Source organism: Palleronia sp., from assembly GCF_042089775.1.
In the GTDB taxonomy this organism is placed as follows: Bacteria; Pseudomonadota; Alphaproteobacteria; order Rhodobacterales; family Rhodobacteraceae; genus Palleronia.
In genome coordinates this window covers 12,548-26,314 of sequence record NZ_JBELKF010000016.1, presented here as the reverse complement: position 1 = coordinate 26,314, position 13,767 = coordinate 12,548, and the positions used below count along the sequence as shown (strand labels likewise).

At 68.0% G+C, this 13,767-nt stretch carries 14 protein-coding genes; 7 read left to right on the top strand and 7 right to left on the bottom strand.

Annotated elements, in window-relative coordinates:
• Positions 1-7: 7 nt before the first annotated feature.
• A complete protein-coding gene (gene selD, locus ACFDS3_RS06395; protein WP_375261513.1) occupies positions 8-2,161 on the top strand; it encodes a selenide, water dikinase SelD in 2,154 nt (717 codons plus the stop codon).
• On the opposite strand, the gene mnmH is transcribed toward selD, so the two are convergent.
• On the bottom strand, positions 2,145-3,194 hold the full coding sequence (mnmH, locus tag ACFDS3_RS06390) for a tRNA 2-selenouridine(34) synthase MnmH (protein ID WP_375261512.1): 1,050 nt from the start codon (positions 3,192-3,194) through the stop codon (positions 2,145-2,147). The two genes, selD and mnmH, sit on opposite strands and share 17 nt — an antisense overlap.
• A 112-nt stretch (positions 3,195-3,306) precedes the next feature.
• On the opposite strand from mnmH, the gene ACFDS3_RS06385 reads away from it, so the two are divergent.
• Positions 3,307-4,107 carry a lytic transglycosylase domain-containing protein gene (locus tag ACFDS3_RS06385; protein ID WP_375261511.1) on the top strand — a complete coding sequence of 267 codons (801 nt, stop codon included), beginning with the start codon at positions 3,307-3,309 and terminating at the stop codon, positions 4,105-4,107.
• A 20-nt stretch (positions 4,108-4,127) separates the two neighbouring features.
• Here the strand turns inward: ACFDS3_RS06385 and ACFDS3_RS06380 are convergent, their stop codons facing one another.
• From ACFDS3_RS06380 to ACFDS3_RS06370, 3 genes are read right to left on the bottom strand one after another with little or no spacing between them, the layout of a single operon-like run.
• Positions 4,128-5,108: a diguanylate cyclase domain-containing protein gene (locus ACFDS3_RS06380; protein ID WP_375261510.1), complete on the bottom strand. Its 981-nt coding sequence runs from the start codon at positions 5,106-5,108 to the stop codon at positions 4,128-4,130.
• 2 nt (positions 5,109-5,110) lie between these two features.
• Positions 5,111-5,698 carry a heme NO-binding domain-containing protein gene (locus ACFDS3_RS06375; RefSeq protein ID WP_375261509.1) on the bottom strand — a complete coding sequence of 196 codons (588 nt, stop codon included), beginning with the start codon at positions 5,696-5,698 and terminating at the stop codon, positions 5,111-5,113.
• Between the two features lie 57 nt (positions 5,699-5,755).
• A complete protein-coding gene (locus ACFDS3_RS06370; protein ID WP_375261508.1) occupies positions 5,756-6,034 on the bottom strand; it encodes a DUF3572 domain-containing protein in 279 nt (92 codons plus the stop codon).
• A 102-nt stretch (positions 6,035-6,136) separates the two neighbouring features.
• On the opposite strand from ACFDS3_RS06370, the gene ACFDS3_RS06365 reads away from it, so the two are divergent.
• From ACFDS3_RS06365 to ACFDS3_RS06355, 3 genes are all read left to right on the top strand, one after another.
• The gene (locus tag ACFDS3_RS06365; RefSeq protein ID WP_375261507.1) at positions 6,137-7,576 is read left to right on the top strand and encodes a diguanylate cyclase; all 1,440 of its coding nucleotides are present in this window, start codon (positions 6,137-6,139) and stop codon (positions 7,574-7,576) included.
• A gap of 98 nt (positions 7,577-7,674) precedes the next feature.
• Entirely contained in the window at positions 7,675-8,064 is a 390-nt protein-coding gene (locus ACFDS3_RS06360; protein WP_375261506.1) for a DUF983 domain-containing protein, read from the top strand.
• On the top strand, positions 8,037-8,729 hold the full coding sequence (locus tag ACFDS3_RS06355; RefSeq protein ID WP_375261505.1) for an NUDIX domain-containing protein: 693 nt from the start codon (positions 8,037-8,039) through the stop codon (positions 8,727-8,729). The genes ACFDS3_RS06360 and ACFDS3_RS06355 overlap by 28 nt, the downstream gene beginning before the upstream one ends.
• 8 nt (positions 8,730-8,737) lie before the next feature.
• Here the strand turns inward: ACFDS3_RS06355 and ACFDS3_RS06350 are convergent, their stop codons facing one another.
• Genes ACFDS3_RS06350 through ACFDS3_RS06340 form a run of 3 tightly spaced genes read right to left on the bottom strand, consistent with a single transcriptional unit; the run spans position 8,738 to position 10,916 of the window.
• Positions 8,738-9,256, bottom strand: coding sequence for a lipocalin family protein (locus ACFDS3_RS06350; protein WP_375261504.1), 519 nt, complete (start codon positions 9,254-9,256; stop codon positions 8,738-8,740).
• Positions 9,256-9,876 (bottom strand): GDSL-type esterase/lipase family protein, encoded by a 621-nt coding sequence (locus ACFDS3_RS06345; protein WP_375261503.1) that lies wholly within the window; start codon positions 9,874-9,876, stop codon positions 9,256-9,258. The genes ACFDS3_RS06350 and ACFDS3_RS06345 overlap by 1 nt, the downstream gene beginning before the upstream one ends.
• On the bottom strand, positions 9,876-10,916 hold the full coding sequence (locus tag ACFDS3_RS06340; protein ID WP_375261502.1) for an aldo/keto reductase: 1,041 nt from the start codon (positions 10,914-10,916) through the stop codon (positions 9,876-9,878). Before ACFDS3_RS06340 ends, ACFDS3_RS06345 begins: the two co-directional genes overlap by 1 nt.
• Positions 10,917-11,295: 379 nt before the next feature.
• On the opposite strand from ACFDS3_RS06340, the gene ACFDS3_RS06335 reads away from it, so the two are divergent.
• On the top strand, positions 11,296-11,916 hold the full coding sequence (locus tag ACFDS3_RS06335) for an ImuA family protein (RefSeq protein WP_375261501.1): 621 nt from the start codon (positions 11,296-11,298) through the stop codon (positions 11,914-11,916).
• Positions 11,917-12,091: 175 nt separating this feature from the next.
• Positions 12,092-13,678 carry a 2-isopropylmalate synthase gene (locus tag ACFDS3_RS06330; protein WP_375261500.1) on the top strand — a complete coding sequence of 529 codons (1,587 nt, stop codon included), beginning with the start codon at positions 12,092-12,094 and terminating at the stop codon, positions 13,676-13,678.
• The last annotated feature ends 89 nt before the right edge of the window (positions 13,679-13,767 follow it).

Below are 13,767 nucleotides of genomic sequence, written 5' to 3'. Positions count from 1 at the left end.
GCGCCCCATGAGACAGACCTTCCCCGCGACCCGCGACATCGTCCTGATCGGCGGCGGCCACGCCCACGCGCTGCTGCTACGCATGTGGGGGATGAGGCCGCTGGCAGGCGCGCGGCTGACGCTGGTGAACCCCGGTCCCACCGCGCCCTACACAGGGATGCTGCCGGGCTTCGTCGCCGGTCACTACGATCGGGAAACGCTGGAAATCGACCTCGTCCGCCTTGCCCGCTTCGCCGGCGCACGGCTGATCCTGGGCCAGGCCGTGGGGATCGACCGTGCGGCCCGCGAGGTGGTGATCGAGGACAGCCTGATCGGCCGCCGCCGGGTCGGCTATGACGTCGCCTCGCTCGACATCGGCATCCATTCCGAGATGCCGGCCATCCCCGGTTTCGCCGAACACGCCGTCGCCGCCAAGCCCTTGGGACGCTTCGCCGAGGCCTGGGCGCGGCACCGGGCGGCGGGCGGCCGCGACGCCGGCATCGCCGTAATAGGCGCCGGCGTCGGCGGATGCGAGCTTGCCATGGCGATGAGCTTTGGCATGGGCGGGGCTCCGGTGACGGTGATCGAGCACGGGCAGGCGCTGACCGGCATGGGAGCGCGAGCGCGGCGGCGCCTGCTGGACGAGCTTAAGCGGAACCACGTCACCCTGATCGAGCACGCGGGCGTCGCGCGGATTGATGCCGAGGGACTCGACCTGACCGACGGCCGGCGCATTCCCGCCCGCTTCGTGACGGGTGCAGCGGGCGCGCATCCCCACACATGGCTCGCGAGGACGGGGCTCGACCTCACCGACGGCTTCGTCACGGTGGACGCGCATCTGCGCAGCTCGGACCCCGCGATCTTTGCCGCGGGAGACTGCGCGCACCTGTCGCACGCGCCCCGGCCCAAGGCGGGGGTCTTCGCAGTGCGGCAGGCCCCGGTTCTGCACGCCAACCTGCGCGCTGCTGTCTCGGGCGGAAGGATCGGGCGCTACAGGCCGCAGCGGGACTACCTCAAGCTCATCTCGACGGGGCGCAAGGCGGCGGTGGCCGAGAAGTTCGGCCACGCGTTCTCGGGTGCGCTTCTCTGGACGTGGAAGGACCGGATCGACCGCAAGTTCATGCGCAAGCTCGACGAGCTGCCCCGGATGGCCCAGTTCAATCTGCCGGCGGATCATGCCGAGGGGCTCGACCGGCTGACCCGGCAGGCCCCCTGTGCCGGCTGCGGCGCCAAGGTCGGCCGGGGCACGCTGGCTGCCGCGCTGTCGCGGATGCCGGCGGTCCCACACGACGACCTTGAGGCCGGGCCGGGCGACGACGCCGCGATCCTGCGCATGGGCGCCATGCGCCAAGTCGTGACGGTGGACCAGCTCCGCGCCTTCACCGAGGATGCGGGCCTTCTGGCGCGGATCGCGGCGCTGCACGCACTTGGCGACTGCCACGCAATGGGGGCCGAACCGCAGGCGCTGCTGCCGGTCCTGACCCTGCCCCGCCAGTCCCCCCGGCTCGAGGCGCGGATGCTAAGCGAAATCATGGCCGCCCTCGCGCCCGTGGCGCAGGACAGTGGCGCGGCCATCGCGGGCGGACACTCGGCCACCGGCGCCGAAATGCAGATCGGACTGACGGTGACGGGCCTGCTCGACGGTCCCGGCACCCCCCTTGGTGCGGGCCGCCCCGGAGACGTTCTGATCCTGACCAAGCCCCTCGGCACCGGCGTCGTTCTGGCCGGAGAGATGGCGCTAGACGCGCGGGGGGCCGAGGTCGCCGCGACGTGGACCGCGATGGCAGACAGTCATCTGACGCTCGACCTGTCGGCGGCGCGTGCGGTAACGGACGTGACGGGCTTTGGCCTGGCCGGACATCTCATGGGACTCTGCGAAGCGTCCGGCACCGGGGCCGAGCTGTCGCTGGACGCCCTGCCCCTCCTGCCGGGGGCAGAGAGGCTGCTGCGCGCCGGCACCCGATCGACCTTGCACGAGCAGAACCGCGAAGTGGCCGCGACCATGACGCTGCCCGACGATCCGAGGATCGAGATCCTGTTCGATCCGCAGACGGCGGGGGGCTACCTCTGCGCCGTGCCGCCCGAGGCCGCCGAGGGCTTCCCCGGGACGCGCATCGGCCGCCTGACGGACGGCCCGCCCTTCATCAAGGTGACTAGCCGCCCGATCACATCCGCGACATGAGCGTCGCCAGCTCCGCGCCCAAGGCCTCGATCTCGGCGGCATCCAGACGCTCGGCCCGCAGGCGTCCGGCATCGGGCGTCGCCTGCCGGTCGGCCTGCTTGGCGTAGCGGGGATCGTAGTGATGCTCCATCAGGTCGGCCGCCAGCGGCTCGATCTGGCCAGCGCGCGCCATTTGCCGCCATTGCTCCACCCGCTCGTGGCCCTGAAGGCGCGTGAGGCTGGCCAGGATCGCGTCCAGCCGCTGCGGATCGGCGACGATGTCGGCATAGGCCCGGGCGAGATAGCCTGTGCGCACGGTGCGCGGTGCCTCGATCGTGATGCGGGGCGCGGCCTGCATCGCCTTCCACAGACCCGGCGGCACCACGCGCTCGCCGACCTTGCTGCTTTCGGCCTCGACCAGCACGGGCCGACCGGGATCGAGCCCGCGCACCAGCTCGGCCAGGGCCGACTCGAACCCCTTTTGCGCCGGCTGTGCGCCCATTGCCCCGAAGAGCGAGCCGCGGTGGTTCGCCAGCCCCTCGAGGTCGATAACCTGCGCACCGCGCCGCTGCGCGACCTGCAGCAGGTCGGTCTTGGCCGTCCCCGTGAACCCGTCGAGCAGCACAACGCGGCACGGAAACGGCCGGTCGTAGAGCGCATCCTTCACGAGCCTGCGATAGCATTGATAGCCACCTTCCAGGACATCGACCCGCCAGCCGATCTGCGCAAGGATCGAGGCGAAGCTGTTCGATCGCTGCCCGCCCCGCCAGCAATAGACCAGCGGACGCCAGCCGCCGTCATGATGTGAAAGCGGCCCCTCTATATGCCGCGCCGCGTTGCGCGCCACGAGTGCTGCGCCCAGCTTGCGGGCCAGGAAGGCGCTGTCCTGCACATAGATGGTGCCGACGCGAGCGCGCTCTTCGTCGTCGAGAACCGGCAGGTTGATCGCACCGGGCACGTGATCCTCGGCAAACTCCGAGGGCGAGCGCACGTCGATGACGGTGTCGAAACCGGCCGCGGGAATGGCCGAAAGATCGGGGGGCGCAAAGGACATGCGCGCGGCCTAGCGCGTTTCCGCGCGTTTGCCCAGAACCGCCGCAACTGTGGCCGAGGCCGCTCTGCGTCCTAGTGTTGTGGCAACATTCGTCATTTGTCTGGAGATAGCCATGCGTCCCCGTTTCGCTCTTCGTCTGGCCGCGGTCCTGTCCGCGACCGCCCTGCCCGCCCTCGCCGCGCCGTGCTACGACACCGGCGCCCAATACGAGCAGTGGAAGCCCCGGTTCGCCCAGGAAGCCCGCGCCGCCGGCGTGGGCGAGCGTGGCATCCAGGCGCTGATGAACAGCTCTTATGCGCAATCCACGATCAACGCGGACCGCAATCAGAAGAGCTTCAACTACTCGCTCGACAAGTTCATGGAGGTCCGCGGCGCCAACACGATCGTTTCGCAGGGGCGGCAGAAGCTTGCCTCGAATCCCGGCTTCTATCAGTCGCTCGAGCAGGCCTACGGCGTGCCCGCCGGCGTGCTGCTGGCGATCCACGGGATGGAGACGGGCTTCGGCAACTTCATGGGCGACAGCCCCGTGGTCTCGTCGATCCTGACGCTGGCCTATGACTGCCGCCGTTCCGACTTCTTCACGCCGCATGCCATCGCGGCGCTGCAGCTCGTGGATCGCGGGGCGATGAGTGCGAATTCCGTGGGGGCGCGGCATGGAGAGTGGGGGCACACACAGTTCCTGCCCGGGAATGTCGTGCGCTACGGCGTCGATGGCAACGGAGACGGCCGCGCGGACCTGACGAACCTGACCGACGCGCTGGCATCGACCGCGAACTTCCTGCGCCAGAAGGGCTGGCAGCCCGGAGCCGGATACCAGCAGGGCCAACCGAACTATCGCGTGATTCAGGAATGGAACGCCGCGGGGGTCTATCAGCAAGCCATCGCCATCATGGCCGCGCAAATCGAGGGATGAGGCACTTGCCCGGCCCGGGCCTAGACTGGGTCGGGAGCGTCGACCGCGTGGATCGTGTATCGCGCTCGGCCGGCCGACTTTGACTGGTAGAGCGCGGCATCAGCGTCGGCCATCATGACATGCGCGTCGGGGGCGGCATAGGTGCTGGAGACGGCGATGCCAACGCTGGCCGAGATCCGACACTGCCGCCCCATGTGAGAGACGGGCCGCTCGAGTTCCTCCACGATACGCGCAGCAAGGTCGTCGAGCACCGCCCGCTCGGTCAGGTCGGGCAACACGATGAGAAACTCATCCCCACCGATCCGCGCAACCGCATCGCTGGGCCGCACGATCCGCGTCAGACGACGCGCTACGGCCCGCAGCACTGCGTCGCCTGCACAATGCCCGAAGCTGTCGTTGACCCTCTTGAAGTAGTCCAAGTCCACCTGGCAGATCGAAAACGGACTTGAGAGGCTGGTCTGTTGCAGCACCCGGTCGAGCCCCCGGCGGTTCATCAGCCCGGTCAGCGTGTCGGTCAGCGCCGCCACCTCTGCACGGTCGCGCGCCTCTTGTAACCTTCCAACAAGGCGCAGCGCCTCGCTCATGGCCAGCGCCTTGGCCTCCATCAGGTAGAGCATGTCGAGCGTGCGGTCGGTGGGCGGGAAATCTGCTGCGGTCAGGGGTGCACCGCCGAGATCGGCGAGTTCCGCGAGTTCAAGAGCGAGGTCGAACAGCGCAGTTCCGTCAGGCAGCATCGCGGCGTGCCCGCGAAGACCGATGGTGCGCCCGATGCGAAAGCGCAGGCGAACCATCGGCGCGGCAGCCATCGCGGCAATCTCGGCCGCGCCGCAGGGAAACACGCACTCGAAAAGATCGAAGAAGTTCGCGCTTGGGACCACGCGGTGCCGCGCCACCTGAGCGAGGGTCGAGCCGACCGACAGCACGCGACCCGCGGGATCCGTGCGCAGGTGCATCGGCATAAGCCGGTCGAGAGCGGCGGCGTCGAGCGTGATCGGCTCCACCTTCACTCCGCCCGCGCCGCCAGATCGAAGGCGCGGCCCTCGGAAAAGTGGTCCGACAGGATCGCGACGTCGAGGCGGTGATCGGAACCGTCATCTGGTCCCAGTTCGACCGTGACAAGCGCGCCGTAGTCATCCGCCATCGCGCAAACGGCGCCACGGATCACGTGCACCATCCCTCGCGGCTCACGGCCGCAGAAGATCGTCCACCGCCCGCCCCCTTCGTTGACGGGGCTGATCGGCGGAAGTGTCGCGTGGGGCAGCACCATCCGCGCGCGTTCGGGCAAATCGCCCATCGACTGCACGAAATTGGCAAAATCCGTTCCGCCGAACCGCAACAGCCGGCAGAGCGGCTGCATGTCGGGGTGCGAAACCAGGAAGATGCCGAGATCCTCCAGCACCTCTTCGGGCGCGCGCGCAAGGTGAGCCGCCGCGGAGGCAAGCACCCGTTCGCTCGTCACGGGCGGGTAGTTCAGCATTAGCTCGAAGGACGCAACGTTCACCTGCGAATCGGCGAGCACGGCGGCCCATACTTCGTCCCCGTACGTTCTGCGGACGAAACTTTGCAGTGCACGAGCCGTTAAGCCATTCATGTGTCCCACCTCCGTGAGACCGTGTAGCGCGAGGCGGTTAACAAGGTCCTTCGGCGTTCAGGTCCAATGTGTCTCGGCACCGCCCGGCAGCGCCGCACGCGCGCGCGCCGGCCGATCGTACGGCATCCCGATTGCGTCGCAACAGGCCACGACCCAAGCATCGTCCATCATCAGGAAGTCCAGCACGGCAGCGAGGAAAAACGGGTCATTCACGCCATTTCTGATCGATTCCGCGTCGCCGCCGGTGGAATTGAGGAAGACCAGCAACAGATCGTCGTGCGCCGCGAGCCAGAGCAATACATCCTTCGAAAGGGCTTCGGCATCTTCTTGCTTCATGGCACCACCGGCGGAAATTAGGTAATGAACCGTTAAGGATCAGAGAGTAGGTCGTATTGATCTGGCAAGACCGCATGATGGCGGTTTTTCCGAGGAGTGGGAATGCCCAGACGCGTCTTGATCGCTGATGGCACGGCGACGAACAGGATCGCCTTGCGCGCCGCGCTGTCCGCGGCCCGCTACGAGGTCACGGCGGTGGCTTCGGCGGCGGATGCAGCGCGTGAACTCGAAGAGAACGGCGCGGATGTCGTGATCGCCGATGCGAGCCTGCCCGACTTGACCCGCGCGCCGCTGCTCAGGCGCGTCGGGCCGACGTTCGACGAAGTGACACCGACGATCGTCATCACCAATGCAGACGACACCGAGACGAAGGCGGACTGGCTGGAACGTGGCGCGGCGACTGTTCTGTCGCGTCCCGTTGATCGCGGGTGGCTTCTGACCAACCTTCGCGCGCTCCTGCGTCGTCAGGATGCCGAGGCCGAGTTGGCCCGCCAGGTGGAAACTGCCGAGCGGCTGGGCTTTGCCGAGAGTTCGCTGCCCTTTCTCCCTTCTCTCAGCCTCGGAGTCATTGCAGCCGACCGCATCGCCGCCGGACGCCTCTTGCGCGGCGTGCCCGAGATTGCCGGTGCTCCGTTCATTCATTCGACGGCCGAGGAAGTACTTGCGGATACCACCGGCCGGACTCCCGACGTGTTGATCCTGTCCTGTGCCCACGACCCCGAAGAGGGCCTGTGGCTGCTGGCCGAACTGCGGTCGAATCCGCGCACGCGGCGCGCCGGGATCATCGTTGAGTGCGACCGCGCCGACACCGTGACTGCCGGCCGCGCGCTCGACACCGGGGCGACCGGAGTGATCGTTGATGACGCCGGGCCGCGCGAGCGCGCGGCAGTGCTGACCCGTGCCCTCGCCCAGAAGCGCAAGGTGGATGTGATGCGTCTGCGGCTGGCCGAGTGCCTGCGCATGGCCGCCAAGGACCATCTGACCGGGCTGTTCAACCGTCGCTACGCGATGCAGTATCTCGAGGATCTTGCCAGGAGTTCCTACGCCGAGGGCCGTCAGTTCGGCGTGATCCTGATCGACGTGGACCATTTCAAGCGCATCAACGATCAACTCGGCCACCACGCGGGTGACCAGATCCTGGCCGAGGTGGCCCGGCGGCTCAATGCCAACCTGCGCGAGCACGACCTGGTCTCTCGGTTTGGCGGCGAGGAATTCCTCGTGATCCTGTCGGACACGACTCCGGCCGAAGCATTCGTGGCGGCCGAGCGCCTGCGGTCCGCCATCCACAAGCCAGCATTCCGGGCAGACGATACCGCGCTCGACGTGACTGTAAGCTTGGGCGTTGCCTGCGATGTCCGGCGTCCCGAGCACGTGATCGCCCGCGCGGACAGCGCGCTGTACCGGGCCAAGCGCGAAGGGCGCAACCGCACCTGCCTCGCCGACGAAGAAGAGCCCGAGCCGGGTTGGGATGCGCCGGCGCGGCCGCGGTCGATCGTGGCGACCGATCCCATCCTGCGCCGTGCCGTCCCGAAGGTAACCTGAGGGAGCCGTTTGCGACAAAGGCGCGCAAGGACGATGCGCCCACTGGTCCCGCCCGGATTTGCACCCTAGCTCGGGATGACGACAGCGGAAGGCGACGAATGTTCGACACCTCGAGCCAACAGGCCGACACAAGCTCTGAGCGCCCGATCCGTCCGGCGCTGCTGCGCGGTTTCCGCCGCACGTGTCCCAATTGCGGATCTGGTCCTCTGCTGCGCAGCTATCTCAAGCTGCGCCACAACTGCGTGATCTGCGGCGAGGATTTATCGCCCGCACGGGCGGATGACGGGCCAGCCTATCTTACGATCCTGATCGTGGGCCACCTGATGGCGCCCTTCATGCACGTGATCTTCGTCGCTTTCCGCCCCGAACCTATCGTACTTGCCACGATCTTCTGCATAGCATGTGTTGGCCTCTCGCTGTACCTTTTGCCGCGGATCAAGGGCGCGATCGTGGGATTCCAATGGGCCAAGAGGATGCACGGGTTCTGAGGCCTGACCGGATTCGGGACGCCGCCACCGTCATCGTGGTGCGCGACGCGGCGAACCGTCCTCGCATCCTCATGGGGCAGCGCGGCCGGGCGGCGGCCTTCATGCCGAACAAGGTGGTGTTTCCCGGCGGCGCGGTAGATGCCGCCGATGCCGAGGTGCCGCTGGCCTTCCCCCTCGCCGATCCATGCCGCAGCCGCCTCGACCAACCCGGAGAGGCCGCACCCGAGGCCCTCGCCGCCGCCGCGATCCGCGAGCTGTGGGAGGAAACCGGGCAGATCGCCGGCGTCCGGGGCGCGTGGGACGACGCGCCCCCCGGATGGCGAGACTTCGCCGCCACCGGACACCGGCCGGACCCGCGCCACTTGCGCTACGTGTTTCGCGCGATCACTCCACCAGGCCGCCCCCGGCGCTTCGACGCGCGGTTCTTCCTGCTTCCGGCCGAGCGGCTGGCCACGGACCCCGACGATGTCTCGCGCGCCGATGGAGAGCTGCGGCACCTTGCCTGGGTCGAGCTGGACGCCGCGCGCAAGCTCGACCTGCCCTTTGTGACAGCGGTGGCATTGGGCGAGATTGCAGCACACTTGCCCAGGCTGACCGCACCAGACCGGGTCCCGTTCTTCGGCGACGACCGCGGGGTGACGGATGCGGCACGCCCCCGCGATTAGCCGCAGCTTTACGGGATCATCCGCAGGCGCGACACGTCATAGCCGTTGAAGTCGAGGATTTCTCTTGCGGCGGCTAAGCGGTCTGCAGGGATCACAGGGTTGCGGTTCAGGATCCAGCCCATCTGCCCCGAGGGCGTGCCGATGACCGCCGTTCGATACCCCTCGTCCACCCACAGCACCCAGTACGGCTCTGGACCGGGCTGCACGTCGAAGCGCCCCGGGCCGGTCATCCTCGCCAGGCTCTGGGTCCGCGCGACCTCGCCGTTCCGGGTGCAGGTGTTAACGATCCGCAGGTCCTCTGCCGTGGGGAAGTAGGCGACCCGGTTGTCCGTGCAGCCGTCCTGCGCTTGTGTGGGGAACGAGGCAACCAGATGCCACTCGCCGGCAAAGCGCGCAGGATCGAAGGACGCGATGGACGAGATCATCGCCCCGCTGTCGCGGTAGCCGGGCGGGGTAACCTGCGGCCGATCGGTCGAACAGGCGGCGAACACGAGAGGCACCAGCGCAAGGAAGCGAGCGTGACCCATCACGTGAACTGCTTGCGGAACGCAGGAGCAAGCGCGCGGCCCAAGGCGGCGTGGGCTTCGGGGCCGAAATGCACGCCCTCTTCCGCATCGGTCGAGATGACGGTGTTGGCGTCGAAGAAGCCGGCGCCCTCGACGGCCGCGATCTCGGCCATGTGCGCCGGAAGATCGGCGCAGCGGTCGGTCGCGCCGCGGAAGATCGGGGTCGAGAGGCCGGTCTCCTGCACCGCGGGCGGACAGACGACGAGGATGCGCGCGCCCGGCGCAAGCCGGTCAACCATGTGCAGAAGCGGACGAAGGCCGTAAGCAATCTCGAGCCCCGAGAGCGCGAAACGCGCCTTCTGGTCGTTCGTGCCCAGCATGATCGCCACCCCGTCGAGCGGCGCGTGGGTCTGCAGGCTGGCGGGCAGAACCCTCGACCCGTTCTTCCACGCCCCTTCGATAGGGTCGTCCAGAACGCAGGTGCGGCCCGGCAGACCATCCACGGTCAGCCGCCAGTCGGCGCCAAGCTCGCGCGCGACGTGGCCGGCCCAGCGGTCCTCGGGCGACAGGCGGTCGACATCTGCACCGTCGGGTTGGCTGCCGTGGGTGTTGCTGTCGCCGAAGATGAGGACGTGCGGCATCAGAAGGGCATCGGATGGGCGCGGTGCGCGGCTTCGATCTCGTCCAGCGCCTCCTGCGGGATTGGCGTCTCAAGGCCGGCCATCGCGTGCTCCATCTGCTCGGTGGTGGTGGCGCCAAAGATCGGGATCGACAGCACCGGGCGCGTCGTGACCCAGGCAAAGGCCATGTGGACGGGGTCGAGCCCGTGGCGCCGCGCGATGTCGAGGTAGGCGTCGATGGCGGCGGCGGTGCGCGGCCCGACACGGCCGTTCAGCCCGTCATTGATCGACCGGCGCGAGCCTTCGGGAACGTCGCCGCCCTGATACTTGCCCGACAGCAGTCCGCAGGCAAGCGGCGAGTAGGCCAGCAGCGTGACGTCCTCGTGGTGGCAGGCTTCGGCGACGTCGGTGTCGAACAGGCGGCAGAGCAGCGAGTACTCGTTCTGGATCGTGGTCACGCGGGGGCCGCCGGCTTCTTCGGCGGCGCGGCACCAGCGGGCGATGCCCCAGGCCGTATCGTTCGACAGGCCGAAGGCGCGGATCTTGCCCTGGTGCTGTAGGTCCTTCAGCGCGGACATGACCTCGTCGATGTTGTCGCTGACCCCAGCCGGGTCCTGCCCGGTGGGGTCATAGGTCCAGTTCTGGCGGAAGTGGTAGGACCCGCGGTTCGGCCAGTGGAACTGGTAGACATCCAAGTGGTCGGTGCCGAGCCGCTTCAGCGATCCGTCCAGCGCCTCGCGCAGGTGGGCGGCGGTGATCGGTGCGCCGTCGCGAACCATGTCCGACGGCCCGAGCATCTTGGTGGCGATGGTCAGCTCATCGCGGCGGCCGGTGCGCCTGATCCAGTTGCCGATGATCTGCTCGGTGTCGCCCACCGTCTCGGCCTTGGCAGGGTTCACCGGGTACATCTCGGCCGTGTCGAGGAAGTCGATCCCGTGGTCGAGCGCCATATCGATCTGGCGGTGGCCGTCCTCTTCCGAGGTCTGCCGCCCCCAGGTCATCGTGCCGAGGCACCAGTTCGGCACCTCGATCCCGCTCCGGCCAAGTTCGATGCGTTTCATGTGGGCTCCGTTTCCGCGTCTGTCGCGCGCAGGGTGCGGCTTGGGACGGGAAACGCAAGAGGGCCGCGGATTTTCCTTCGAAAATCCGGGCGCGCCGAAGCGTCGGCCGACCTCTTGGGCCGCCGGGGAAATGAGGATAACGAAGAGAGGCGGCCGCCGTGAGGTTGCGAGGGCGGGACGGGGCGTCACCCCCGGCCTGTGATTTCACCGGTGAAACCTGTGGTCGAGGCATGCCCGGATTGCCCGGCCGGGCGGCCTCTCCCTGTCTCGAATCTTCGTTTGCGCGCAGGGTGAGTTTGCGCCGACGGAGGTGAAGATCGGGTATGCGCACCGTGCGGCGGACTTGAGAACATAAGCGGAACACTCTAGGTTCTCGGACATGAACGCCCTTGCCGCTCATATCCTGTCGAACCGTCCGGCGCGGGCCGCGCACCCGCCGCTTGTCCCGGCCGAGGGGGCGGAGCTGACCACCGCCCGCGCGCACGAGGTCTGCGGGCCGGCGCGGCGGTATCTTGCGTTCCTTGCGGCCGCCGCCAGTCGTGGGCCAATCTTCTGGATTGCGCCCGCCTGGTGCCGGGTGCGCCCGAACCCGCCGGGCTTTGCGCATCTTTTCGATCCCGGGCGGCTGACCCTTGTGTCGCCCACGCGGGTCGAAGACGTGCTGTGGACGCTGGAAGAGGTGCTGCGCTCGGGCGCGGTGCCGCTGGTCGTGGCCGACCTGCCGGACCCGCCGGGGCTGACCCCGATCAGGCGGCTGCACCTTGCAGCCGAGACCGGCGCGGCCGAGGGTGCGCATGTCCCCACCGCGCTGATCCTGACGCCCGATGGCGACGCGCCGGGGGTGGAAAGCCGCTGGGCGCTGTCGCCCGCCTGCGATCCCGTGCGCACCGCCTGGCGGATCGAGCGGCTGCGCGCCCGCCAGGCGCCCCCGAAGACGTGGGAGATCGACGCGACCGGCCGAACGCTCGCCCCTGCGCAAGGGGTCGCCCGTTCGCGGTAAATGAGGGGTTTTCATCCGCGATCACGCAGCTATGATCGGCCCCATGACGATCCTTCAGGGCCTCGGCCTCCTCCTGCTTACTCGCCTCTGAGCGTGCCAGCCCGGCGCGCCGCTCAGGGGTGGACACAGCGCCGGACGAGACAGCAGAGAGACACCAGAGCCGAAGGACATCCTCATGAATCCCGATACCGCCGCCATCGCCCGCGAGCCGCAACGCGTGCTGATCTTCGACACGACCCTGCGTGACGGAGAGCAGTCACCCGGCGCGACCATGTCCCATGTCGAGAAGCTCGAGATCGCCGAGCTGCTGGACGAGATGGGCGTCGACATCATCGAGGCCGGCTTCCCCATCGCCTCCGAGGGCGATTTCGCCGCCGTGTCCGAGATCGCGCAGCGTTCGAAGAACGCCACGATCTGCGGACTGGCACGCGCCAACCTCAAGGATATCGACCGCTGCTGGGAAGCGGTGAAGCATGCGGGCAGCCCCCGCATCCACACCTTCATCGGCACCTCGCCCCTGCACCGCGCCATCCCGAACCTGACGAAGGAAGAGATGGCCGACCGCATCCACGAAACGGTCACCCACGCCCGCAACCTCTGCGACAACGTGCAATGGTCGCCGATGGACGCCACCCGGACCGAATGGGACTACCTGCGGCACACGGTCGAGATCGCGATCAAGGCTGGCGCCACGACGATCAACATCCCCGACACCGTCGGCTACACCGCGCCCGTCGAATCCGCCGATCTGATCCGGCGCCTGATCGCCGAGGTCGAAGGCGGCGAGGACGTGATCTTCGCGACCCACTGCCACAACGACCTGGGTATGGCGACGGCGAACAGCCTGGCCGCGGTCGAGGGTGGCGCGCGGCAGATCGAGTGCACGATCAACGGCCTGGGCGAGCGCGCCGGCAACACGGCGCTCGAAGAGGTCGTGATGGCGATGAAGGTGCGGGGCGACATCATCCCGTATTCGACCCAAATCGACACAAAGCGGATCATGCACATCTCGCGCAGGGTCGCGACGGTCTCGGGCTTTCCGGTTCAGTACAACAAGGCCATCGTCGGCAAGAACGCCTTCGCCCATGAATCGGGTATCCATCAGGACGGCATGCTGAAGAACGCCGAGACGTTCGAGATCATGCGCCCCGAGGATGTCGGCCTGTCCCAGACGAGCCTGGTGATGGGCAAGCATTCGGGCCGCGCCGCGCTGCGGTCCAAGCTGAAAGAGATGGGCCACGACGTCGAAGGCAACCAGCTGCAGGACATCTTCGTGCGGTTCAAGGCGTTGGCCGACCGCAAGAAAGAGGTTTACGACGAGGATATCGAGGCGCTCGTGCAGGCGCAGGGCGCTGCCGAGGATGCGCTGGAGCTGAAGTTCCTCCGGGTGATCTGCGGCACCGAGGCGCCGCAATCCGCCGACCTGACGCTGACCATCGACGGCGTCGACAGGCAGGTCACGGCCCAAGGCGACGGCCCGGTTGACGCGACCTTCAACGCGATCAAGGCGCTGGTGGACCACACGGCCACACTGCAACTCTATCAGGTGCACGCCGTCACCGAAGGCACCGACGCGCAGGCCACCGTGACCGTGCGGCTGGAAGAAGCCGGGCGGATCGTGTCCGGCCAGTCAGCCGATACGGACACGGTCGTGGCAAGCGCACGGGCTTACATCGCGGCGCTGAACCGCCTGCTGGTCAAGCGGCGCACCTCGCCCGAAGGCGCAGACACCCGCGCGGTCAGCTACAAGGATACGGTCTGACCGTGCCGCCCTGACGCAATAGGCGAAAACCGGCTAGCGCCATCGATCAGCGTGGCGCCAGCCGACCCGCATGGTATCCTGTTTGAAGG

Bases quoted from the DNA above. Each gene is read 5' to 3' on its own strand.
- mnmH (WP_375261512.1), bottom strand. From the start codon at position 3,194: ATGTCCTTTGCGCCCCCCGATCTTTCGGCCATTCCCGCGGCCGGTTTC.
- ACFDS3_RS06350 (WP_375261504.1), bottom strand. From the start codon at position 9,256: ATGGGTCACGCTCGCTTCCTTGCGCTGGTGCCTCTCGTGTTCGCCGCC.
- selD (WP_375261513.1), top strand. From the start codon at position 8: ATGAGACAGACCTTCCCCGCGACCCGCGACATCGTCCTGATCGGCGGC.
- ACFDS3_RS06360 (WP_375261506.1), top strand. From the start codon at position 7,675: ATGTTCGACACCTCGAGCCAACAGGCCGACACAAGCTCTGAGCGCCCG.
- ACFDS3_RS06385 (WP_375261511.1), top strand. From the start codon at position 3,307: ATGCGTCCCCGTTTCGCTCTTCGTCTGGCCGCGGTCCTGTCCGCGACC.
- ACFDS3_RS06330 (WP_375261500.1), top strand. From the start codon at position 12,092: ATGAATCCCGATACCGCCGCCATCGCCCGCGAGCCGCAACGCGTGCTG.
- ACFDS3_RS06365 (WP_375261507.1), top strand. From the start codon at position 6,137: ATGCCCAGACGCGTCTTGATCGCTGATGGCACGGCGACGAACAGGATC.
- ACFDS3_RS06375 (WP_375261509.1), bottom strand. From the start codon at position 5,698: ATGAATGGCTTAACGGCTCGTGCACTGCAAAGTTTCGTCCGCAGAACG.
- ACFDS3_RS06340 (WP_375261502.1), bottom strand. From the start codon at position 10,916: ATGAAACGCATCGAACTTGGCCGGAGCGGGATCGAGGTGCCGAACTGG.
- ACFDS3_RS06355 (WP_375261505.1), top strand. From the start codon at position 8,037: ATGGGCCAAGAGGATGCACGGGTTCTGAGGCCTGACCGGATTCGGGAC.
- ACFDS3_RS06370 (WP_375261508.1), bottom strand. From the start codon at position 6,034: ATGAAGCAAGAAGATGCCGAAGCCCTTTCGAAGGATGTATTGCTCTGG.
- ACFDS3_RS06345 (WP_375261503.1), bottom strand. From the start codon at position 9,876: ATGCCGCACGTCCTCATCTTCGGCGACAGCAACACCCACGGCAGCCAA.
- ACFDS3_RS06335 (WP_375261501.1), top strand. From the start codon at position 11,296: ATGAACGCCCTTGCCGCTCATATCCTGTCGAACCGTCCGGCGCGGGCC.